15 protein-coding genes and 1 pseudogene are annotated in these 22260 nt (G+C 48.7%); 10 read left to right on the top strand and 6 right to left on the bottom strand.

Annotated features, from left to right (window positions below; translation table 11 throughout):
• Window positions 1–39 precede the first annotated feature (39 nt).
• From Mcas_RS10845 to Mcas_RS10835, 3 genes are all read left to right on the top strand, one after another.
• The gene (locus Mcas_RS10845) at window positions 40–1755 is read left to right on the top strand and encodes an acetate/propionate family kinase (RefSeq protein ID WP_081853793.1); all 1716 of its coding nucleotides are present in this window, start codon (window positions 40–42) and stop codon (window positions 1753–1755) included.
• A gap of 126 nt (window positions 1756–1881) precedes the next feature.
• The gene (gene gatA, locus Mcas_RS10840; protein WP_052567226.1) at window positions 1882–3282 is read left to right on the top strand and encodes an Asp-tRNA(Asn)/Glu-tRNA(Gln) amidotransferase subunit GatA; all 1401 of its coding nucleotides are present in this window, start codon (window positions 1882–1884) and stop codon (window positions 3280–3282) included.
• Between the two features lie 281 nt (window positions 3283–3563).
• Complete coding sequence (locus Mcas_RS10835) at window positions 3564–4793, top strand: diguanylate cyclase (RefSeq protein ID WP_162176313.1); 1230 nt, start codon at window positions 3564–3566, stop codon at window positions 4791–4793.
• Between the two features lie 154 nt (window positions 4794–4947).
• Here Mcas_RS10835 and Mcas_RS10830 read toward each other — a convergent pair whose 3' ends face one another.
• A complete protein-coding gene (locus Mcas_RS10830; protein WP_040335563.1) occupies window positions 4948–5601 on the bottom strand; it encodes a LolA family protein in 654 nt (217 codons plus the stop codon).
• A complete protein-coding gene (locus Mcas_RS10825) occupies window positions 5594–6934 on the bottom strand; it encodes a sugar transferase (RefSeq protein WP_162176312.1) in 1341 nt (446 codons plus the stop codon). The genes Mcas_RS10830 and Mcas_RS10825 overlap by 8 nt, the downstream gene beginning before the upstream one ends.
• Window positions 6935–7197: 263 nt before the next feature.
• Here Mcas_RS10825 and Mcas_RS10820 point away from each other — a divergent pair, with 263 nt between their 5' ends.
• Together Mcas_RS10820 and Mcas_RS10815 are read left to right on the top strand one after the other, a co-directional pair.
• A complete protein-coding gene (locus tag Mcas_RS10820; RefSeq protein ID WP_156033319.1) occupies window positions 7198–7839 on the top strand; it encodes a hypothetical protein in 642 nt (213 codons plus the stop codon).
• A gap of 52 nt (window positions 7840–7891) precedes the next feature.
• Window positions 7892–9304: a DEAD/DEAH box helicase gene (locus Mcas_RS10815; RefSeq protein WP_052567224.1), complete on the top strand. Its 1413-nt coding sequence runs from the start codon at window positions 7892–7894 to the stop codon at window positions 9302–9304.
• A gap of 163 nt (window positions 9305–9467) precedes the next feature.
• Here the strand turns inward: Mcas_RS10815 and Mcas_RS10810 are convergent, their stop codons facing one another.
• Window positions 9468–10274, bottom strand: coding sequence for a hypothetical protein (locus Mcas_RS10810; RefSeq protein WP_052567205.1), 807 nt, complete (start codon window positions 10272–10274; stop codon window positions 9468–9470).
• 121 nt (window positions 10275–10395) lie between these two features.
• On the opposite strand from Mcas_RS10810, the gene Mcas_RS16825 reads away from it, so the two are divergent.
• From Mcas_RS16825 to Mcas_RS10795, 3 genes are all read left to right on the top strand, one after another.
• A complete protein-coding gene (locus Mcas_RS16825; RefSeq protein WP_052567204.1) occupies window positions 10396–13437 on the top strand; it encodes a PAS domain S-box protein in 3042 nt (1013 codons plus the stop codon).
• Between the two features lie 11 nt (window positions 13438–13448).
• Window positions 13449–14567 (top strand): ATP-binding response regulator, encoded by a 1119-nt coding sequence (locus Mcas_RS10800; RefSeq protein WP_040335560.1) that lies wholly within the window; start codon window positions 13449–13451, stop codon window positions 14565–14567.
• 165 nt (window positions 14568–14732) lie between these two features.
• Window positions 14733–15476, top strand: a complete 744-nt coding sequence (locus Mcas_RS10795) for an SDR family oxidoreductase (protein WP_040335559.1) — start codon at window positions 14733–14735, stop codon at window positions 15474–15476.
• 71 nt (window positions 15477–15547) lie between these two features.
• Here the strand turns inward: Mcas_RS10795 and Mcas_RS10790 are convergent, their stop codons facing one another.
• Window positions 15548–16012 carry a hypothetical protein gene (locus tag Mcas_RS10790; protein ID WP_040335558.1) on the bottom strand — a complete coding sequence of 155 codons (465 nt, stop codon included), beginning with the start codon at window positions 16010–16012 and terminating at the stop codon, window positions 15548–15550.
• 163 nt (window positions 16013–16175) lie between these two features.
• Between Mcas_RS10790 and Mcas_RS10785 the strand changes: the two genes are divergently transcribed.
• Window positions 16176–17270 carry a metallophosphoesterase gene (locus Mcas_RS10785; protein ID WP_040335557.1) on the top strand — a complete coding sequence of 365 codons (1095 nt, stop codon included), beginning with the start codon at window positions 16176–16178 and terminating at the stop codon, window positions 17268–17270.
• Window positions 17271–17468: 198 nt separating this feature from the next.
• On the opposite strand, the gene Mcas_RS16820 is transcribed toward Mcas_RS10785, so the two are convergent.
• Complete coding sequence (locus Mcas_RS16820; RefSeq protein ID WP_235203388.1) at window positions 17469–20330, bottom strand: FG-GAP-like repeat-containing protein; 2862 nt, start codon at window positions 20328–20330, stop codon at window positions 17469–17471.
• A 318-nt stretch (window positions 20331–20648) separates the two neighbouring features.
• A pseudogene (locus tag Mcas_RS19260) lies at window positions 20649–21641 on the bottom strand (lipase/acyltransferase domain-containing protein); the annotation flags it as partial.
• A gap of 222 nt (window positions 21642–21863) precedes the next feature.
• Here Mcas_RS19260 and Mcas_RS10770 point away from each other — a divergent pair.
• The coding region (locus Mcas_RS10770) for an ISAzo13-like element transposase-related protein (RefSeq protein WP_040335555.1) at window positions 21864–22260 on the top strand (397 nt) is incomplete at its 3' end.

Genomic DNA, 22260 nt, shown 5'->3' with positions numbered 1-22260 from the left:
ACGATTTTCCTGTATGGGAAACATTAAGGAGTTTTAATTATGGATGATTTAATAGAGTTTCTGTCGGGTATAGAGATATTTTCGGATTTAAGTGATGATTGGTTGATGCACCTGTCTCAGGCCTCTGAGTTTATTGAGTATAAGGCCTCTGAACGGGTCATAAGCACACGAGACCTATACAGATACTTATGGATTGTGTATAGAGGCAAGGTTGAGATATCAGGAATCAACCAGGAAAATGTGCCGTTGTTTCTCACCAGTCTTAATGCGGGAGACGTCTTGGGTGAGTTGTCTGTGACGTTTGATAAGCCTGTAATTGATGACATTACTGCCGCAGAGGATACGAGTGTTATAAGGCTGCCAAGGGATGTATTTTCGCATATTGTTGCGCAAAACCCCTCAGTACTCAAAAAGATTGCCTGCATAGCGACCGAAAGACAAATCCAGAGAGGACAACACATCCCCCCCAGGGCCGGATACAGGTCGCGGTTTACGGATAACCCCGACCCCTACGACCTTAACTTCTCATCTGCCAAAAAGCAGGTAAAACTCCTTATCATAAACTGTGGAAGCTCTTCGCTGAAGTACTCGTTGTTTGACACCTCAAGCCCCCAACCCATGTTTGAGGGACTGATCGAAAACATCGGAGCAGAGAGCTCACCTCACAGGCTCAAGACGGTAACTGCCAAGATACAACGCAGTGAGGTCGTAAAGGACATCAGGGAGGCATTTTCGGCAATGGTCAATGCCCTCACGGACAAGGCCATCGGCGTCATCACTGATTTCAGCGAAATACAGGCAGTGGGTCACAGGGTGGTACATGGTGGAGACAAGTTCTCCGGCTCTGCGATTATAAGCGATGAGGTTAAGGATGCCATACGCCACTGTGTAGCCCTTGCCCCGCTGCACAACCCCTACAACCTCACCGGCATAGAGGTGATGGCCGACCTGCTGCCAAATGCCGTTTCCGTGGCGGTCTTTGACACCGCATTTCACCAGAGTATGCCACATCAGGCATATGCATATGCGTTGCCCCACCAGTTGGCCGAGGAAAGGCACGTGCGACGCTATGGCTTTCACGGCACCAACCACCACTTTGTAGCCCTTATGGCATCCATGTTTGTCAAGCGGCACGTTGGTAACCTCAGAATAATATCCTGTCACCTGGGCAATGGGGCATCGGTCTGTGCCATAGAGCGTGGCAGGAGCATTGATACCTCTATGGGGTTGACCCCGTTGGAGGGGCTTGTGATGGGAACGAGGTGTGGGGACATTGACCCGGGCCTTGTGCTGTATCTCCTACAAAATGGAGTTAGCGCAGACAATATAGAAAAGACCCTGAACAAGGAGAGCGGCTTAAAGGGAACCAGCGGTATCAGTAACGACATGCGGGAGATACTAAAGGCCGCCGACGGGGGCAATTATAAGGCGGAGATAGCCCTGCGGATGTTCTGTTATCGGGTGCGAAAGTATATCGGCGCCTATCTGGCGGCACTGGGAGGGGTAGACATACTGCTCTTTACAGGGGGCATCGGGGAGAACTCTTCTGAAATCAGGGCACGAATATGTCAGGGACTTGACAGCTTCGGTATAATCCTTGATACCGAAAGCAATCGCATGGCCAAGGTCCAGCGTGGTAACATAGCTGATATCTCCACGGAGGCATCGCGCATCAGGATACTTGTCGTGGCAGCCGATGAGGAGCGAATGATAGCCAGGGAGATCATACGTACTGTTGACGCTCTGAGGGCATAGGTACGATTGAAATAAACTAAACGGCAATGGTACAATATCACCGGGATTAAGGTAATAGCTTAAGATTAAAGCAACAAAGGAGGCGATTTGAAACCATACACACTTACGCTCAGGCAAGCGCAAGAGATGCTTTCCGGCAAGGAGCTAACCCCGGTTGAACTTGCCGATGCAGTGTTTGACAGAATAGAGGCAGTTGATAATAAGGTACATGCCTACGTCACGGTTACGAAAGCCACAGGCATTGAGCGTGCCAGGGCAACAGGGTCCGGGGCATTGGGCACTCCGGTGTCAGGTATCCCCCTTGCCATCAAGGACAACATCTGCACACGAGGCATCCGTACAACCTGCAGCTCAAAGATACTGGAGAACTTTGTCCCCCCATACGAGAGCACGGTCACGGAGAAATTGGGCGACTACGTGCTGGTGGGCAAGACCAACCTCGATGAGTTTGCCATGGGGTCTTCGACGGAGAATTCGGCGTTTTTCACGACCCTCAACCCCTGGGCCACGGACAGGGCACCCGGGGGCAGCAGCGGCGGTTCCGCAGCGGCAGTGGCTGCCGATGAGTGTATCGCAGCCCTGGGGTCAGACACGGGGGGGTCCATCCGTCAGCCGGCGTCTTTTTGTGGCGTTGTCGGCCTCAAGCCAACCTACGGCAGGGTGTCACGCTATGGACTTGTGGCCTTTGCCTCTTCGCTCGATCAGATAGGACCTGTCACAAAGACCGTTGAGGATGCGGCCATCCTGCTTAACATGATTGCCGGCAGAGACCACAGGGACTCCACCTCCGCAGACGTTGAGGTGCCGGACTTTACGAAGGCCCTCGGAGGCAACCTCAAGGGACTGAAAATCGGTATCCCCGATGAGTACTTCATCGACGGCATGGACAAGGAGGTTCACCAGTGCATACTAAGGGCCATTGACGAACTCGGCGCACAGGGTGCAACTGCCGTAAAGATAAATCTCCCCCATACCGGATATGCCGTTGCCACCTATTATGTACTTGCCACCTCCGAGGCCAGCTCAAACCTCGCACGCTACGACGGCGTTAAGTACGGACTCAGGGTTGATGGCGACAACCTCACGGAGATGTACTTCAAGACACGTGCAGCGGGCTTTGGCAAGGAGGTCAAGCGTCGAATCATGTTAGGCTCTTATGCTCTGTCATCGGGCTACTACGACGCATACTACAAAAAGGCACAGCAGGTAAGAACCCTTATAAAACATGACTTTGAAGAAGCCTTTAAAAAGGTGGACGTCATTGTCACGCCAACGTCACCGACAACGGCCTTTAAGATCGGTGAAAAGGCAAACGACCCCCTCCAGATGTATCTCAGCGACATATTCACCATTTCGGTAAACCTTGCCGGAGTGCCGGCCATATCCATCCCGGCAGGCTTTGACTCCGGGGGATTGCCCGTAGGACTTCAACTCATCGGGAGGTTCTTTGACGAAGAGACGATCCTCAAGGCCGCATACGCATACGAAAGAGCTACCCCATGGCACACTAACAGACCAACCCTGTAGGCTGCAAAGAAAGAAAGGGGCGGTTGTGGCAGGGGTGCCTCACCCCCTCCGCCCCCCTTCAGAACCCCCCGCAAGGGGAGGGGTGAGCCACCCCGGGCACGAAGAAGTCCCCTTGACCCCATTATTCTTAACCCTAATGTTCTAAACATTTATGCTCCGTTATATAGTGCGATTGCCTTGACTTGACGCATCAGGCGCATCTTTGCTAACATATTATAATGGATATCGAGCCTGTTGATAATGAATCTGAGGGTATCCTTAAAGAGACAACCCTTCTGTACGTGGAAGATGATAAGGAGATAAACAGGCGGCTTTCCTGCTTTTTAAGAAGGCGGCTGAAAACACTCTTTAACGCCTTTAATGGTAAGGAGGGGCTTGAGATATTTAAGATGCAAACCCCCGATGTCGTGGTTACAGACATAAAAATGCCTGATATGGATGGCATTCAGATGGCCAAACATATCAAGGATATACGACAGGATGCCAAGATAATCGTCACCACCGCATTTAATGACGAGGGGTATCTCATTAAAGCCATAGACGCACATGTAGACAGTTTTATAAAAAAACCTGTAGACCCATATAAACTCACTGAAACTATCGCAAAACTCGCAATTGTATCCATGCAGAGAAGAGAACTCGATGAAAAAAGCAAACTCATTAACTTTGTACTCAATGCGCTGCCAAACTTTATAGTTACAATGAGAAAAAACAGATTGGAGTTTGCAAACTCTACGTTCCTTGGCTTTCTGGATTGCCCTTCCATAACAGAATTTCATGCCAAGTATAAATCGGTGGATGATATTTTATCCATAGCCACAAAAAAGTGCAATAACTCCAACGGACATATAGATTTAATAAGCCATCTGAAAGAGCACAACGAAGAAGAAACGATAGTCTCTATCAATACCCCCGTGGATGATGCTTCATCCAGGGCGTATATTCTCAAACATGCTCACATCCCTGAAAGCGAAACATACATTTTTTCCTTGACCGATATAGAAAACTACGAAAGCAAAAGAAAAGAACTGGAACTCACAACCATAACAGACGAACTGACAGGCCTGTACAATAAGAGATTCTTCAATAAAACCCTATCGACACACATAAAGAACCGGCAACGCTATGAGTACCCTCTCTCCTTGATTTTCTTTGACATAGACAACTTCAAGACAGTCAACGATGACTACGGACACCTCCTGGGAGACTGCGTCTTAAAGGAAGTAGCTAAGCTTGTCTCCGAACAAACCCGTGCCCAGGATGTACTGGCAAGATGGGGCGGGGAGGAGTTTGTCGTTCTAATGCCACACATTGACCTGGAGGCTGCCGTTAAAATCGCACAACGCTTACGGGCAAACACCGAAAGTCAGAGAATGTGTGCCGTTAGGATTACAAGCAGCTTCGGTGTGGTAACATACATAGAGGGCGAAACGGAAGACGACTTCTTAAACCGTGCCGATGCACTCCTCTATGAAGCCAAGCGCTCCGGCAGAAACAATGTCTGCTTTTAAGTACAAAGCAACGAGGCACTTTTATGGCGCGTCAAGGGGGTCCGTGACCCCTTGCAGGGGGTTCTAAAGGGGGGCGGAGGGGGTGAGGCACCCCTGCCACAAATCGCCCCTTTCTTTTCTTTTGTAGCGTACACAATCAAGACGATCTACAACTCTAGTTATCCACTATCTTGGTGTCTTTGGGAGGGGTGAAGGTGAATGTTTCATCGATTATGTTGGTGTTAAGGCGTACGTCCTTGAGGGTTATTTCGATAGTGTTGTCCTTGAGGTCGGTGACGATTATCTTTTTGATTGGGAAACCGCTCTCCGACGGATATATATCGAAGTGCTTCATGTTGTTGAACTCCGTCTTTGGAACCAGACGCAGGGCGCCGTTGATGTCTGTGATGTCGTAGTGCTTTTCTACGTCCTTGAGACCGCTTAACAGGGCTATAGGACTCTGTCCCATGGTCTGTGCGTCATAGCGCGTGCGTATGGCCTGAGACAGTTTCTTTTGGTAGACGATGAGCACGTTATCGTTGACGTAGACCTCCTGCACCTGGTCGCCATCGTAGTACCAGAATAACCGGTTCGGTATCTTGATGAAGAACTCACCTCTGAAGTTCATCTCCTTGCCAAGGTCCTTGAGCCTGCTCGTCTGATTGAAATGTCCCTTTACATCCTTGAGCGTGGAATAGACCTCCTTTACCCGGGCCAGGAACTTGCCCCTGGTATCCTCCGCCCCGGTACGTGTGTGCATCAACGATACCAGAATCGCTACACACAATAACAAATACACGGGCATCCGCCACTTTGCAGCTTTAATCATCTTTTTGCTCTCCTTTCTTTATCGAAAATACTACCGCCATGGTCCTCAGCAGTATGAACAGGTCAAGCCACAACGACCAATTCATTATATACCATATGTCCAACCTAATTCTATCCTCATACGTATCGTTGTCTCTGTGTGAGACCTGCCATAGTCCGGTTATCCCCGGTGCGACCCTGGTGATGGCGTCAATGCTGTCCTGCACGGCGTTGACCTCGTTCAGCAGATATGGACGAGGCCCGATGAGGCTCATGTCTCCCCTGAGGACGTTGAGCAACTGTGACAGCTCATCCAGGGAGGTCTTTTCCAGGAACCTGCCTACCCGTGTCAATCTGCCCTCTGTCGTACACCTGAAGTTAAAGCACCTGAAGGGGCGGCCATCCATGCCGAGCCTCACGCTTGAGCAGATGGCCGCTCCCCCGCCGGGGGACTCCAGCTTTATGAGCACCACAATAACAACCATCAGCAGCAACCACACCGGTGATAGGGCAAGGGTCACGGAGATATCAAAAAGCCTCTTGACAAACCGGTTGGGCAGCGACTTGAGATTGTTCCTGACCCGCAGCAGAAACAACTCCTCATAGAACAGATGCAACATCTGTGTGTTTAACATTGCCACGCCGTACAGGTCAGGGACTACCAGTGTGTGCCTGACCCTTTGCTGGATTTCATAGGCCATGGCAGAGGTCCTTTCGGCACCCATTGAGGGCATTGCTATGATGATGGTGTCTATGGCAAGTTCCCTGACAAACCGGGTATAGTGCCTGACCCTGCCAAAGACTTTTTTGCCGTTTATGAACTGGCCGGTCTTTTCCTTCTTGTCATCCAGAAAGCCCACCACGTCATAGCCGATATGTCGCTCCCTGGCCAGCCATTGAGCGATGAGGCGTCCGGCTCTTCCGGCCCCAAGTATGAGCACCTTTTCCCTGCATATCCCCAGTCTAAAGAGAAACTTCTTGCCATAGAGATGAAACATCGGAAAGACAAACATTGACATCACCCACAGCATCACCAGTACCGCACTTGGTAGCATCTCATACACCCTGCCAAGCATCACCACGGCCATAAACACAATAAAGGCCAGCGTCAGGGCATGAAACAACTTCTTGGTCTCATCCCAGAAGGGTAGCCGTGCCGTGTATGTTTGCTGATAGGCTATGAAAAAGACATAGATTACCGGTATCCACCACAGTTGCGCATAGTAGCTGAGGGAATAATCGGGCGTCCCGCCGTCGTAAAACACTGGCACCAGCCAATGTCTTAAAGACCACGCACCCAGCAGGGAGACGTAATACGCCAGTGTGTCAAGCACTATCAGGCACGCTAATTCCAAACCCCGTTTCATATCCGTACCGGTATTTTACCTTATCTCAGGCGCATCTGTAAAAAACCCATCAGGGGAAGAAAATAGAAAGGGGCGGCTCCGCTTCTTTTTCGCTCCAGGTCGCACCTGGCCCCTTCAGAACCCCCCGCAAGGGGAGGGGTGAGCCACCCCGGGCACGAAGAAGTCCCCTTGACCCCATAAAATAACCACGTATTTCAAAGCGAATTCTAAATCATTGCGCTAATCTTTACGGAAGTGCTATGATATAAGTTATGAGAGTATTGAGGCATTTCAACCTGCTCAATGTTGGCCTTATCGTATTGCTTGTGATGGCTGGGATGTACGAACAGGGGCTTTATAAGGAGAAGCGCCCGGTGAGGGTTGCCATGAAGAAGGTTGAGCCTCTGGAACATGAGGAGGTAAAGATACAGGAGGGGCAACAGTTACAGGACAGGGGCAGCTATATGCTTATCACGGACAAGAACCTGTTTCACCAGGACAGAAAGCTTGTCTTACCCGCCAAGACGCCGCCAGAGGCCCAGGCACCCCCGCCTGAGTTCACAGTGTATGGGATACTGATGTATCCTAACGCCACAACAGTCTATGTTGAGGACAAGAAAAATCCCTACAGCACGCAGGGCAGGGGGACAAGACAAAGGAGACTCCACCAGGGAGATACAATCAGCGGCTACACGTTACAGATTATAACACCTGAATACGTTGAGTTCGTCAGTGGTGAAAAGACCTTAAGATACATGGTCGTAGACCACAGCAAGAAGAAGCCCCGCACAGGTATATCACCTGCATCACCACCGGTACCACAAAAGGGCAATCCACAACAAGGGGCACCTCCGGGGATGAACACACCTCCCGGCACGCCCCCAATACCAATGCCACCTATGCCTGGACCATAAGGTTCTGGGGCATAATTAGGCAAATTAAAGAATAGAAGGCACATAAATGGATATGGAACAAGAAATAAAAAATGAGTTTGAGGTATTTGGCTTTAGTAAGAACATCCTCAAGGGGGTCATAGAGGCTGGTTACAAGGTACCATCCCCGATCCAGGAAAAGGCGATACCGGTGATCCTCCAGGGACGCGATGTCATAGCGCAGGCACAGACGGGTACTGGCAAGACGGCAGCCTTTGGATTACCGGCAATGCAGATGGTCAACTACACCGGAGAGGTGGAGATACTGGTGATAATCCCCACGCGTGAGCTTGCCTCCCAGGTCAGCGACGAGTTGTATCGGTTGGGACGCTTTGCCTCCATCCAGACGGTGGCGGTATACGGGGGGCAATCCATCAGCCGGCAAGTGGATTTGGTCAACCGTGGGGCACAGGTGGTCACGGCCACCCCGGGAAGACTCCTGGACCATCTCAGGAGCAAGCGCCTGAAGGGATTCAATCCCAGCATCGTTGTCCTTGACGAGGCCGATGAGATGCTGGATATGGGCTTTATCGAGGACATAGAGGCCATCTTTGAGTACCTTCCTAACAGGCGTCAGACGTTGTTGTTTTCGGCGACCGTTCCACCCGTTATTGCGAGATTGGCCCGGTCGATCCTCAAGGACCCGGTCACTATTGACGTCACACCCAAGGACCTGGCAACAAACGCCGATATTGAACAGCGATACTACGTGATAGATGAGCGTGAGCGTGAGGAGGCCCTTGTCAGGCTCATAGACACGGAGGCCCCCCCCAAGGCCCTTATCTTCTGTCGCACCAAGAAGGAGACCGACCTCCTTTCAACGACAATGGTATCGCGCGGCTACTCTGCAAAGGCGCTGCATGGGGACATGGAGCAGTTCCAGCGAAACACCACCATGGACAACTTCAAGCGTGGACGCATCGACATGCTGATAGCCACCGACGTGGCAGCCAGGGGGTTGGACATTACCGACGTCTCTCACGTATTTAACTACCACATCCCCTTTGACCCGGGCAGCTATGTCCACCGCATTGGGCGCACGGGCAGGGCTGGAAAAAAGGGCATTGCCATCACGCTGGTCACACCGTTGGAGTTCAAGGAGCTAACGCGTATTATGGAATTCTCCGGTGCCCCGATCATCTATGAGGAGGTGCCAACCATCACACAGGCCAAGAGGCGGCATCAAAACACCCTCGTAGACAACCTCACTCAAAAACACATCTGCGATGAGTCCGTTGAGATCATCCAGCGTTTGTCTGAGGACATGGATTGTACGCAGATAGCGTGCAAGGCGCTCTCCATGCTTCTGGACAAGCAAAAGGTGGCAGGCCCAAACAGGATAGGTCTGAGCACCAGGGAGGTTGAACGCATCATGCACAAGACAACAAGGCCAAAGGCGCCACGGAGAGCGCCATCAAGAATACCAGCACGCAGAAAGAGATTCTAACGGTAGCACCACTATCAAGTTAAGGGGGCAGTGAGGGGCGAGCTGTCCCTTTCATAAGTTATCATGAACTATACAGAAGAAACATGTAGCAAGAGTTAGTGCAATGGCGATGGCTGCATGGTCCCGGTTGTTTTAGGGGTGCTGGATGTTTAGAACAAGTTTTTTAACAGCCAGCCTGTGGCACTGCACAGAGAGTCAGTGCGCTGGATTGTTGCTGTTGGTTTGCCTGCTCGATGACAAACCAGTTTTTGGCGGTGACACCGACATACTTGGTCAGGGCATAATTGAGCGTGCCACCGAGGACGACCCCCACCCCATAGGGCAAGGACTTCTCTACGGCCTTTCTGGTGAAGTTGATGCCTATACGGCTAAACAGGTCCTTTAAGATATGTAAGGCCGCCCCTTGCAGGTAGTGCTGTATCATGGTGACACCTGCGTCACTGGCAACCTTGATACCGATGTTTGCACCGGTCAACTGTATGGCAGCGCCCTTGAGATTACTCTTTATCAGTCGTATGGTGCTAAGGTTGTCGCAATTGGACTGTAGTGTCAAGCCGGCCTTTTCAAGCGTACCGGCTGCGGCCAGGAGAAAGGCCAGTTGACGTGATTGCTCCGCCGAGGTGTCATAGCCAAAGGCCTCACACAGGCACAGACACATGTCCACCTGGTACTTCATCGCAGTAACCACGTCCACGGCCATACCGGCGGCAATGGCCGTCACCGTGCCAATCCCGGGGATAATGCTGGGTATAGCCGTAACACTACCAACCAAGGCAGCAAGGTTGGAATACTTATTCACGATCTTGTCTGCTACGAGTATCCGTCCCTTGAGGCCATCACTACTCTTGCAGCACCCATCATAGTAATGCCTGTATCCGTCAACGGTCTGTTTCACTGCATCGGGTTTCATGGCCACCCGCTTGACGGCATTGTACAGACGACAGTCACCACACTTTTCTTCTTTAACCATAGCATTAATAATACCTGCTACCTGGCATCTTTGTCAATAGCCTGGACAGGGGGCAGGGCAATTCGATACATTTCAAAATAAATAAAAATAATGTTAAAATAAAAGGCATAAGGAGGTTGTTATGAAACTGGAATCGTCTGCAGCAACCGAAGTTCGAGGCGTCTCAGGATGGAGTGCAGTATGGATGTTTGTTATCCTGGGTATTTGTATACTCGTAGTGGGGTACGTTTCGTTTGAAATTCAGAAAAGACAAAGCAAGGAAAATATTGGGCGTCAATTATTAACGATAACAAAAACCAAGGTTGAACAGATAGTGACATGGCGAAATGAACGTCTCGGAGATGCGGCTTATATCTATGAGAGTCCGTTTTTTGCCATGCGTGCAACCGCCTATCTTAGTGACAGATCATCAGTCACAGAAAGGGATATGCTACACAGGCGATTACTCGCCCTGAAATGGGGGCAACGGTTTAGCAGGATAATGCTTACGGATAAAAATGGCGCTGTTGTATTGTCTACGGAGGCAACCAATACAACCGAAGGTAACTCAATAGAAACATATGTTGAACCCTCCCTCAAAAGTGCAATGAAGTCAAAAGACGTAGTAATCTCCGACCTGTACCTGGATACGCACAATACCATCAGATTGACTGTTGTTGTACCTATATTAGAGAGAGAGCCGTTTACAGGAGAGATAGCAGGTGGTGTGGCAGGCGCTCTTGTAATAGATATCGACCCTTATGACGGACTGTTTCCGTTGATTCAGGGCTGGCCTGTAGAGAGCGACACGGCAGAGACCTTATTGGTCCGTCGTGAGGGCAGCGAAGTGGTGTTTTTAAATGAGCTTCGTCATATAAGGAGTACGGCCATGGTTTTTCGCCTGCCTGTAAGTGATAATGACCTGCCTGCTGCGATGGCAGTAAGGGGGCAGCGTGGTATAGTGGAAGGTATCGATTACAGGGGACATCATGTGCTGGCAGCGGTTATGCCTGTGACAGGGACGCCATGGTTTATTGTCTCCAAGGTAGACCAATATGAAATTTATGCACCTATTGTAACGATAACAAAGAATATGTCAATAATAGTCAGCTTATTATTGACACTGTCAGGCATGGGGATTGGTTTGGTATGGCAGAAGCGAAAGACCAACTACATAAAGAAACAGCATGAAGTTGAGGAACGCTTTCGGAAGTTGTTTGATGATAGCCCGATTGGAATAGCCTTGTGGAATAAAGAACACATGTTCTTGGACGTCAATAAGAAGTTGTGTGAGATGCTGCAATATACCGCTGATGAAAAAGGAGACATGACATTTGAAGGTATAACGCATTCAGACGATCTTGATAAAAGTATGGAGATGGTAACCAGATTGCTTAACAATGAAATTCAGTTATTTCGTATTGAGCAACGTTACATAACAAAAACCGGCAAGGTCTTATGGGGCAACTCAACAGTCAGCACAATCAAAGACAACAAAAGACAAATGTTGTATGGCCTGACAATGATAGAGGACATCACGGTGCGCAAGGAAATTGAAGAAAGGCTTATCCGTACTAATCGGCTATATGCGGTCTTAAGTCAGGTAAGTCAAGCAATAGTGCGGACAAAAGATGCAACGTTATTGTTTAAGGAGATATGCCGCATATGTGTAGAGTATGGAGGCTTTAAAATGGCCTGGATTGGATTAAGCAGCCCGGACAGGCAGTCAGTGGAACCTATCGCATTTGCAGGGATAGACGAGAGAGAGCTAAACAATATCGTGAGCTGCATTGTAAACAGACCTCACTGGACATGTCCGATAATTGCGGTTATAAGGGATGATGCAACTTTTATATGTAACGACATGGCAACAGACCATGCAGTAGCCGCTTGCAGGGCTGAGGCGTTAGAGAAAGGATACCTTTCACTGGGATCGTTTCCTATAAGAAAACGTGAGGTTGCTATTGGCGCTCTTTCATTGGGCGTTCCTCAAAAGGGCTTTTTTTCTGACAATGAGCTTAAACTATTGGAAGAGGTTGCACTGGACATATCGTTTGCATTGGATGTAATGGAGGATGAACGGGCAAGAGAGAAAGAGCTGAAACGCAACAAGATGATCCTTGACGTCTCAATGGACGGATATATGCTAGTTGATCAGGCAGGTAAGATACTAGAGGTCAATCGTGCCTTTTCCGACCTGTTGGGTTACTCATTTGATGAGCTGTACAGTATGAACGTATCGGATATAGATGTAGGGCAAACAAATGCCGGGATCATCGAACGTATAAGACAAATAATCCACGATGGACACATAAAGTTTGAGACGGTGTTGCGACACAAGGATAACAGAAGGGTGGATGTAGAAGTAAGCGTAAACTGTATAGAGTTAGATGGTGAGATAATGCTGTTTGCTTTTCACAATGACATTACCGAAAAGAAACATAGAGATAAAGTGTTTCTCTTAAATCAGAGAAAGGCGCATATGGGTGAGATGTTAAGCATAATAGCCCACCAATGGAAACAACCAATCTCTGTGATAGGCGCATCCATAAACAAGCTTAAAGTTGAAACGATGTTTGGCACCCTGAATGAAGCTGTGTTGAAGCCAGCTATTGAAAAAATAGACGATATGCTTCATCATCTGTCGCAGATAATAAGCGACTTTATAGGTTTCTTCAAGCCGGACAAAGACAAGGAGTTATCGGATATCAAGTCTGTCATGCAAAAGGCTCTTAACATCATAGGGGAACAATATAAAACCAAAGGCATTGAAGTAGACCTCAGATGTCACTCGGATACCAGGATAGAGACTTATGTCAGTGAGCTTGTCCAGGTGTTTCTGAGCATCCTTGAAAATGCAAGGGATGCCTTTGAGGGAAAAGATGTGGCCAATCCAAAGGTATCTATAGACATATATGACAAAGACGCCCGGGTAGTTGTAGAGATTACAGACAACGCAGGCGGTATATCTCCCGATATAATTGATAACATATTTTTACCCTATTACACCACAAAGGGAGAGCTTAACGGCACAGGGCTTGGACTTTACATGAGCAATATGATAATAGAGGAGCACTGTCATGGTAAACTGTGTGCCAAAAACGTAGAAGGCGGGGCGAGTTTTATCATCGAGCTTCCGAATCATACTGATAAAAAAGAGCAACACAACAATGCAGGGAGATAAGAGGTACAAGTATGGATGAATATACAATAAAAGACGAACTGCAGAAGTACTCAAAGGATATGGACGTACTGTATGTTGAGGACAACGAAGGCATAAGAGAAGATATAGCAGGCATCCTGAATAAGTTTTTCGGTGTGGTGAATACTGCTGACAATGGCGCTAAGGCATTGGATATGTATACGAACAGGTGCTATGATATAGTTATAAGCGATATCAGGATGCCCGGACTTAGTGGCATTGAGTTGACCGGTAAGATCAAGACAATCAACCCCGAGCAGGCGATGATTATAACGACGGCTCATGACGATTACAGTTGCATGTATGAGTTGATTAACATGGGGGTTGATAAGTTTGTTACCAAACCGATTAACTTGCTAACTCTGCTGACAGGCTTACTGCACGTAGCAACAAGGATTCATCACAGGCGAGCATACATCGCAGATATGCTTGCCATAGCCAGGCTTTCGGCTATGAACGAAATTTTAGCCGGCATTGCCCACCATTGGAGACAACCGTTGAGTGCCGTAAGTCTGTATGTGCAGGAACTGCCTGAGCTATATATTGATGGGCAGTTGGATGAACAGACGCTGAACAATTCAGTTGCCAATATAATGCAGGTCATCAAGTCAATGTCTCATACGATAGATGAATTCAGGCAACACTGTAAGCAGACAGAGCCAAAAGAGGTCTTCAGCATAGCAGATGCCATTGATGACGCTGTTTTTATCGTCAAGGACACCCTTAATTGTAATGGCATAAGCCTTATAAAAGAGTACGAAACGGACATTACGACAGAAGGGAATAAGAGGCAGTTTTCCAATGTGTTGATCCTCGAGCTTTTGTGCAACGGCATTGAAGCGTTGCTTACAAACAAGCCACACAACCCATACCTCAAGCTCCATGTAACAACAAAAGACAACAAGACAGTGATAACAGTGTCCAACAATGGCGGACTGATCAGCGATAAGGCGATAAGCAAGCTATATGAGCCATACTTCAGCACAAAGTCGGTAGCCTCCGGTAGCGGATTGGGATTGTACCTGGCAAGGATGCTGCTTGAGAGAGAGTTCGGCGGCACCATAAGCGCCATAAATATTGACGGCGGCGTGGAGTTCAGGATAGAGTTATAAAGGATACATACGAGGTTTATTATAATTTCGTTTAGATTTTAGATGAGGCAATTGGGCCACTATGAATTTTTTTTTAAATGCAGTATAATATAACCTTGACACAAATATACTGCTGTTTTGTGAGAAGTAGTACAATTAAATATAATTAGGAGGTATTTAAGGGTTATGGATTTAGCGGGTAAGAACGTATTAATCACTGGTGGTGGCAGAGGCATGGGCAGGAAGTTTGCCGTTGATATGAAAAGTGCGGGTGCAAAGCCCTACGTTGTCGATGTGGTGCAGGAAAACCTCGATGCCCTCAAGGCAGAGACCGGCATAGAGGGAGATATACTTGACGTATCAAAGGAGAGCGAAGTAGAGGCATTTTTTAACAAGTATGTTGACGCCCACGGCGCCCCTGACGTCCTGATCAACAACGCCGGCATAACGTCGGATGCACTGTTTATACGGAAGAAGGGTGATGAAATAACCAAGTTCCCCATGTCAAACTGGGAAAAGGTCATCGGGGTCAATCTCACGGGCGTGTTTTTGTGCGCAAGAGAGGCTGCCTACCATATGGTAAAAAAGGACGTAAAGGGTGTGATCATCAACATCTCATCGATCAGCCGTTCGGGCAACCTCGGACAGACCAACTACACGGCCACCAAGTCCGGCGTTGACGGCATGACAGTGACCTGGGCAAAGGAGCTATCCAGATACGGCATACGGGTAGCGGCAATAGCCCCCGGATACATTAACACCGAAATGGTCGCCAAGATCAGACAGGACGTCCTTGACAAGATCATCGCCCAGATCCCCGTGGGCAGGCTCGGTGAGATGGAGGAGATATCAAAGACCGCCAGATTCATCGTTGAAAACGACTTCGTTACCGGTAGGATATTCGAAGTTGACGGCGGTATGAGGATATAGCTTTATACGACGATAAACAAGACAACTGGTCTTCCTGCCCCGCTAAAGGCAGAAGACCAGTTTTTTTCGGCTCAGGCAGTGTAATGTTTGGCACCAACACCGACGGCTACAGCCATAAGGCTCACCCCCATGACCACATAGTGGAATCTGGTAAGAAGCCCAAATACCTTATTCATATCGTGCTGTGCCTCACCGCTGAATATCTTCGCAAACACTTTTGCCTCAAACATCAGGACAAGGAAATAGAACGTCCACACAAACAACATTATCGTCGGACCTATTCCGCGAAGGGTAAAGAGGCTCTTGTATTCCTCTGTCATCATCAAAAGCAGCATCCCCGTTACGCCGACAAAAAAGACACATATCTTCGCTATCTTGGCAAACCGATGCTCCACTCCCTGGAAAAACATCACCTTCTCAAACGATTGTTCCATCCTCATTATCATCGGAAAGACGATTATTGTAACAAACACCACACCACCGATCCAAATAACAACACTAACGACGTGTATCGCCGTCAACAAAGCAATTGCCATTGCAACCTCCTATATGTATATATTTTTTTTGTTAATTTGCCTACTACTATTATCCACGATGACTATTATATCATAATATGAAGTATATCATAACTTTGAAATTATTTATAGCAACTTTTACTTGCATGTGATAAAAGAACCTTAATATGAAGCGAGCTATCAGATGAAGTCATTTTTGGTCATATACTTCTCCGTATATGGGCTGATGCACTACTACCTGCTGAGGGGGATTGCCCTGAGCACTCACCCGGGTCCCGTGGTGAGGGTGGCCATTTTGCTGCTGGCGCTCCTTATGATTAATGCCCCTATGCTTGTGCGCTACACCGAACGACACGGCTACGAGCAAACCGCTATTGTCATCTCCCACGTGGGATATCTGTGGATGGGGTTTGTGCTGATTGCCGTTTCAGCGTTGTTCGTTAGCGATCTGTGCCGATTCGGTATAAATCTTTTTATGTCTGCTGGAGGTAAACTTGACAGGATGGTGATGTTGCCAATGGTGGTATCGCTGCTGCTGTCGGTGTATGCGTATTTCGAGGCGCTTCATGTCACTACGGAGCGCCTGACCATAAGCCACCCAAAGATACCGGCGGGTGTGAGTATCAAGGTCGTGCAGGTATCGGACGTACACATTGGGCTTATCGTGAGACATGACAGGTTAAAGCGGATATTTGACGTCGTCAACAAAGAGCAACCGGACGTGCTTGTCTCCACGGGGGACTTCGTTGACAGTCAACTGGACAACCTCGACGTGCTTGCCGCCAATATAAGCTCAATCCCCGCCACGTATGGGAAGTTTGCCTGTCTGGGCAATCATGAGTTTTATGCAGGCACAACCCAATCTGTGAGGATTACGCAGGAGGCCGGCTTTACGGTACTGCGGGGGCAGGGCGTGACAGTTGGGGGCTTTCTCAACATTGCGGGGGTCAGTGACTACACCATCGGCGATGAATCCTCAGAGAGAGAGGTCTTAACGAGGCTTCCGGGGCAGAACTTTACCATCCTGCTAAAACATCGCCCAACGGTTGACACGGACAGCGCCGGGGGCTTTGCTCTGCAACTCTCCGGTCACACCCACAAGGGGCAGATATTCCCCTTCAGCATACTGACATATTTTCACTATCCAATCCACGCCGGATTGTTAAGGCTCCGCGATGACGCATACCTCTACGTATCAAGAGGCTCCGGTACCTGGGGACCCCCCATGCGGTTGTTCTCCCCCCCGGAGGTAACCGTCATCACCCTGGAAAACAAATAGTGGTTTCAAGGTATCCTCATTTATAGCAGATTTCGATTGGATTAAATACAAAATACATGGCATTTTTACGGGGTCAAGGGGGCTGGCTCCCTTGCAGGGGGTTCTGAAGGGCCAGGAGCGTCCTGGAGCGAAAAAGAAGGCGGAGCCGCCCCTTTCTTTTCTCTCTTACGGTGCCCCGTCAGCCCCCCAGGTTTCAGCCTATTGAATCTGCCACTCCGTACCAAGCACCGCCGGTAAGCCGCCAAGTGACAACTGCGTACCATCCATGAGCCAGATGCATATCTCTCCGGTTGCGGTATTACGCCAGACTATGTCTCTCTTGCCGTCGCCATTAAAGTCGCCAACGCTTATGATCTGCCACTGCGTGCCGGCCTTGGCCGTCAGATCGCCGCCGGTTATGGTTGTGCCGTTCATAAGCCATGTGTAGACCATGTCGTTTTCGGTGTTGCGCCACAGGAGATCGCTCTTGCCGTCGCCGTTGAAATCGCCCACGTTGACTATCTGCCACTCCAGGCCAACCGTCGCCGGTGAACCGCCACCCGCTATCGTTGCACCGTTCATCAGCCAGATGTAGACCATGCCGGTTGATATGTTGCGCCACAGGATGTCGGTCTTGCCATCGCCGTTAAAATCGCTCACGCACGCAATCTGCCACTCAGTTCCAACCGTCCCCGGGGAACCTCCGGCCTTACCGTTCATAAACCATATGTAGGTCATCCCGGTTGAGGTGTTTATCCACAGGACGTCGCTGGTGTCGTCGCCATCAAAGTCGCCTGAACTCACGACCTGCCAGTCGGAGTCAACCGCCGATGGTTGTGACAGCGACGATGGTGAGGCGCCGCCTGCTATGTTTGCGCCATTCATGAACCACGTGTAGACCATCCCGTTTGAGGTATTGCGCCACATTATGTCGCTCCTGCCATCACCGTTGAAGTCGCCTATGCTTTCGATCTGCCATTCATGGCCGAGCGTTGCCGGTGAACCGCCTCCTGCAACGTTTGTCCCGCCCATAAGCCAGATGTAGACCATCCCGGTTGAGGCGTTACGCCAGACGATGTCCGTGTTGCCGTCGCCGTTGAAGTCGCCCATGCTTTCGATCTGCCACTCGTCGCCGAGCGTTGCCGGTGAATCGCCGCTTGCTATGTTGATCCCGTTCATCAGCCACGTGTAGACCATGCCGTTTGACATGTTCCGCCACAGGATGTCGCTCTTGCCGTTGCCGTTAAAATCCATCCTGGGGATTCTGCACAGCAGGCAGACGCCCTGGGTAAAGCTGACGGACACGCTCCTGTTTGACGACATCGCTACGGTACACTGGTTGCCGCTGGTGGAGTCGCATCCCGTCCAACCCCCGAACTTTGAGTCCTGCGTCGGAGTTGCCGTCAGGGTAACGGACGTCCCGCTGCTGTACGTTGCCGTGCCGGTGTTGTCACTCCAGGTGAGGGTGCCCGTTGAGGCTGTGACCGTGCCGGAGCCGGACTTCGTCACGGTGAGGGCGTAGGTAGTTTGACCCTGAGAGGAGAAGGTTGCCGTAACGTTCTTAGCGGCGCTCATTGTAACGGTGCACTGATTGCCGTTTGTGGAGTCGCATCCTGTCCAGTTGTCAAACTTTGAGCCGGTATCGGCCGCCGCCGTCAGGGTCACGGATGTCCCGCTGGTGTATGTTGCCGTGCCGGTGGTTCCGGTCCAGGTGAGGGTACCCGTTGAGGCTGTTACAGTGCCAGAACCATTGCCTGTCTTGCTTACGGTAAGGGCGTAGGTTGTGGTCTGTGTTGAATTAACCGCTATATACGCTCCCCTGGAGGAATAATCGGTTTTGCCGTCGCTGTCTGTTACATGCAGCGTTACGGAATAGGTACCCGGGACCGTATATGTATTTGTCGGGTTTTTTGATGTGCTGTCTATGACCCCGTCGTTTTCAAAGTCCCATTGCCATGATGTGATATTCCCTAGTGAGAGGTCGGAAAACGTCACGGGCGTATTGATAACAACCGTTGTCGTTGAGGCGCTGAAATCGGCCTTTAGGGTGGTTGTGTTTGCCACGGATGTATCCCACAGGCTTTCGGTGCCATCGACATCAAATGCCGTTACTACGTAGTACCATAAGGTTGCCGTATCACTTGATGCCCAGTCATGATAAGTGTTAAACGACGTAGTATCCTTGTCGGAGCTTGCAAGCAGGGTGAAGTCCTCCTGATCAAAGGTTTTTCCATAGATGTTATACCCTGCAACACCGGCAGTTGTGGATTTAGTCCACGTTAACAGGGCCTTCCCGCTGCTGTTTTGCGATGTTATATTTGTAGGGGGTGCGACCTTGCTGGTGATGGTTAATACGTTGGAGTTGGTGTCAAGGGCAATTGACAGATTGAAGGTACCGTTTTTGTAGAAGCCATTTTTTGTGGCCTCGGCCCCTGAGCCGTTTGAAATGTTTAAAGAGGCTGCGTTTACGGTAAACAATCCGGCACTGCCCTTGAGGTCAACGGTGTAGGTTCCATTGACGGGGTTGTTTATAAAGATGGATGAGGAGGAATCGCCCAGATTCAACGTGGTGTTGGGGATGTTTTCCTCTACTTGGTTTGTGATGAAGTTTAGTCCCTCAGTTCTATGTTGAGGGTCTGTCATGTAAGGCTGGACACCACCGGTTAGGTAAAGACTAAAAGTTGTGGCAGGTGTTGTGGCTGATGCTGCGGCTTTGGGTATTGAGCGTATGGGGGGAATTTTGATATCTGTCAAATATTTGTAGATTTCGTTCTGCATATCTTCAGATTTAAGCACCTCGGGATGTGTACCGTAACTGCCTGGTTTATAATCAATATCCTTTAAGGGATCTATCGCTTTTTCAGCAACTACGGTACCATCACCAATATTGGACGCTACTAATTCGGGGATAAATGGCACGTTAGTTGTCCCTATTGTTATACTTGTTGGACATCCATCCTCATACAAACCTGTACATTTTTTAACATTTATGTACTCAGCGGTTGTTTTGTCAATTGTCATAAACAGAGCGGTTTGAACGCATGAAGGGTCGGTTGAGGGACAACCACCTTTAGATATCATTCTCCCCTTATTGCCATTGCTGTTAAGGTTGTTTAAAAAACTGTTAACGTAACCTGTTGCGGGTGTAGTATCTGGTGTAGATTTATTAACCCACACTTTTAAAAAATCGTAGGTTGGAAATAGATTTCCTATTCCCTTTAAAAGTTTTCTGGTAAAGATTTTTAACGTTTTGTTGTCCAAGGCTTTACAGTTTCCTTTTAACATGCGGTTACAATTCTCTATTGTTGTATCGTAATATATGTTAGTAAAGACACCTCCTGCTGTATCCCAGATACCATATGTGGTTAAAGAATCTGCCTTTTTGGGATCCCCTCCTTCCCATTGAAAATACGTGTTTGCTGAACCTTCATTAGGGGTCTCTAACATCACAAACTTTTCAATGTCGTTTGCATAACTATTGCTTTGAATATATGTTCGCGTTAGAAGTCCCCCCATACTATGAGCAACTACATATACTTTTGTATAGCCTGTCAACTTTTTTGCCCTCTCAATCATGGGTTTAAGATAATGCTCCCATGGCGTTTTACCGTTACATGCAGCCTCATCCAAAGAAAGCCGCCAATCATATGGAGCCTCAAAAACAGTGAATCCATTCTTATCAAAAAGCTCCTTGAATTCCCTAAAAGATACAGGCCTAACTACTCCTAATACGGTTGGATCGAATACTTCCAAGGATTTTGAACAAATTTTTTCGGGAAGTCTAACCTTCACCGTATTGTTCATCCAACCGAAATCTTGAGCCGACCATCCACTCTCACTTGACCCCATGATACCTGGTACAAAGATTAACGGTTTATTCTTATTGTTAAATAACTTTATTGGCCATGTTCGATTAAAGCCACTTCCAATAGTGCCTTCATAAACCTTACTTCCATCAGACGAGGCTGCCTTAATGACATGAGAGGATAGTGGTTCGTTGTGGATTATAATATATCGCCCATCGTTTCCAGTTTTATAACTATCTAATGACATAGAAAGATCAGCCTTCCATAACACCACCGTCGCATCTTTTTCTGGAACCCCATTGTAAGACACCGTGCCGACTATCTGCGCCAACGACGACGCTGAACCAGTAAACGTAGCCGTCACGTTTTTTGCCGCCGACATCGTTACCGTGCAAGTCGATGTTGTCCCTGTGCAGTCCCCAATCCAACCGGTGAAGGTCGAGCCTGAGTTTGGCGTTGCTGTGAGGGTTACAGAGGTAGACGTGTCTGCATCATAAGACGCTGTACCAGTAGTACCGTTCCAGGTAAGTATACCAGGTGAGATAGAGACTGTTCCAGACCCTGTACCAGATTTTATAACTGTCATGGTTGGTCGTATTATTGGACAGGTAGCTGCTGTGATTGAAAAATCCCAGGCAGTACTTGTTGTCCCTGTACAGTTGGGAGTAACAGCGACTTTGATTTTGCTAGAACTTCCAGAAAAGGAAAGATCAACGGATTCCCAACCGTTAGGATTTGTCCACAAATAACTTGTACAAATGGTGTCTAAATATGTTATGATCAAAAAGTGCAAAGCGATACCGAACTTATGATACAAAGAAAATTTGAAGTACTCAAAGATGTTTTAGACGAACAAGGCAGACGAATGTGGGCTGCAGTGGAAGCCGAGGCATTGGGACGAGGAGGAGTTACTTCAGTTTCCAGATCTACTGGTCTTTCGCGGACAACGATATATGAAGGAATTAGACGTATTGCTGAATCAAAGGAAAAACCTTCAAAAGGGAAAAAGAAGATACGTTTACCTGGAGGTGGACGCAAGCCGGTTGTTGAAACAGACCCATCCGTGCTTGTAGATATTGAGGGGTTGGTAGATCCGGTTACCCGAGGAGACCCTGAGTCTCCATTACGGTGGACCTGTAAGAGTGTTCGTAATCTTGCTGTTGCTCTTCAAAACCAAGGACATGTGATTGGTAGACAAAAAGTTG

The organism is Candidatus Magnetobacterium casense, assembly GCF_000714715.1.
Lineage (GTDB): Bacteria > Nitrospirota > Thermodesulfovibrionia > Thermodesulfovibrionales > Magnetobacteriaceae > Magnetobacterium > Magnetobacterium casense.
Note: the sequence above shows the minus strand (reverse complement) of the source record. Positions and strands in the feature narration are given on the sequence as shown.

Coding starts and splice junctions, on each gene's coding strand:
- Mcas_RS10845 (WP_081853793.1), top strand. CDS start 40: ATGGATGATTTAATAGAGTTTCTGTCGGGTATAGAGATATTTTCGGAT.
- gatA (WP_052567226.1), top strand. CDS start 1,882: ATGCTTTCCGGCAAGGAGCTAACCCCGGTTGAACTTGCCGATGCAGTG.
- Mcas_RS10830 (WP_040335563.1), bottom strand. CDS start 5,601: ATGATTAAAGCTGCAAAGTGGCGGATGCCCGTGTATTTGTTATTGTGT.
- Mcas_RS10820 (WP_156033319.1), top strand. CDS start 7,198: ATGAGAGTATTGAGGCATTTCAACCTGCTCAATGTTGGCCTTATCGTA.
- Mcas_RS10815 (WP_052567224.1), top strand. CDS start 7,892: ATGGAACAAGAAATAAAAAATGAGTTTGAGGTATTTGGCTTTAGTAAG.
- Mcas_RS10810 (WP_052567205.1), bottom strand. CDS start 10,274: ATGGTTAAAGAAGAAAAGTGTGGTGACTGTCGTCTGTACAATGCCGTC.
- Mcas_RS16825 (WP_052567204.1), top strand. CDS start 10,396: ATGAAACTGGAATCGTCTGCAGCAACCGAAGTTCGAGGCGTCTCAGGA.
- Mcas_RS10800 (WP_040335560.1), top strand. CDS start 13,449: ATGGATGAATATACAATAAAAGACGAACTGCAGAAGTACTCAAAGGAT.
- Mcas_RS10795 (WP_040335559.1), top strand. CDS start 14,733: ATGGATTTAGCGGGTAAGAACGTATTAATCACTGGTGGTGGCAGAGGC.
- Mcas_RS10790 (WP_040335558.1), bottom strand. CDS start 16,012: ATGGCAATTGCTTTGTTGACGGCGATACACGTCGTTAGTGTTGTTATT.
- Mcas_RS10785 (WP_040335557.1), top strand. CDS start 16,176: ATGAAGTCATTTTTGGTCATATACTTCTCCGTATATGGGCTGATGCAC.
- Mcas_RS16820 (WP_235203388.1), bottom strand. CDS start 20,330: ATGATATCTAAAGGTGGTTGTCCCTCAACCGACCCTTCATGCGTTCAA.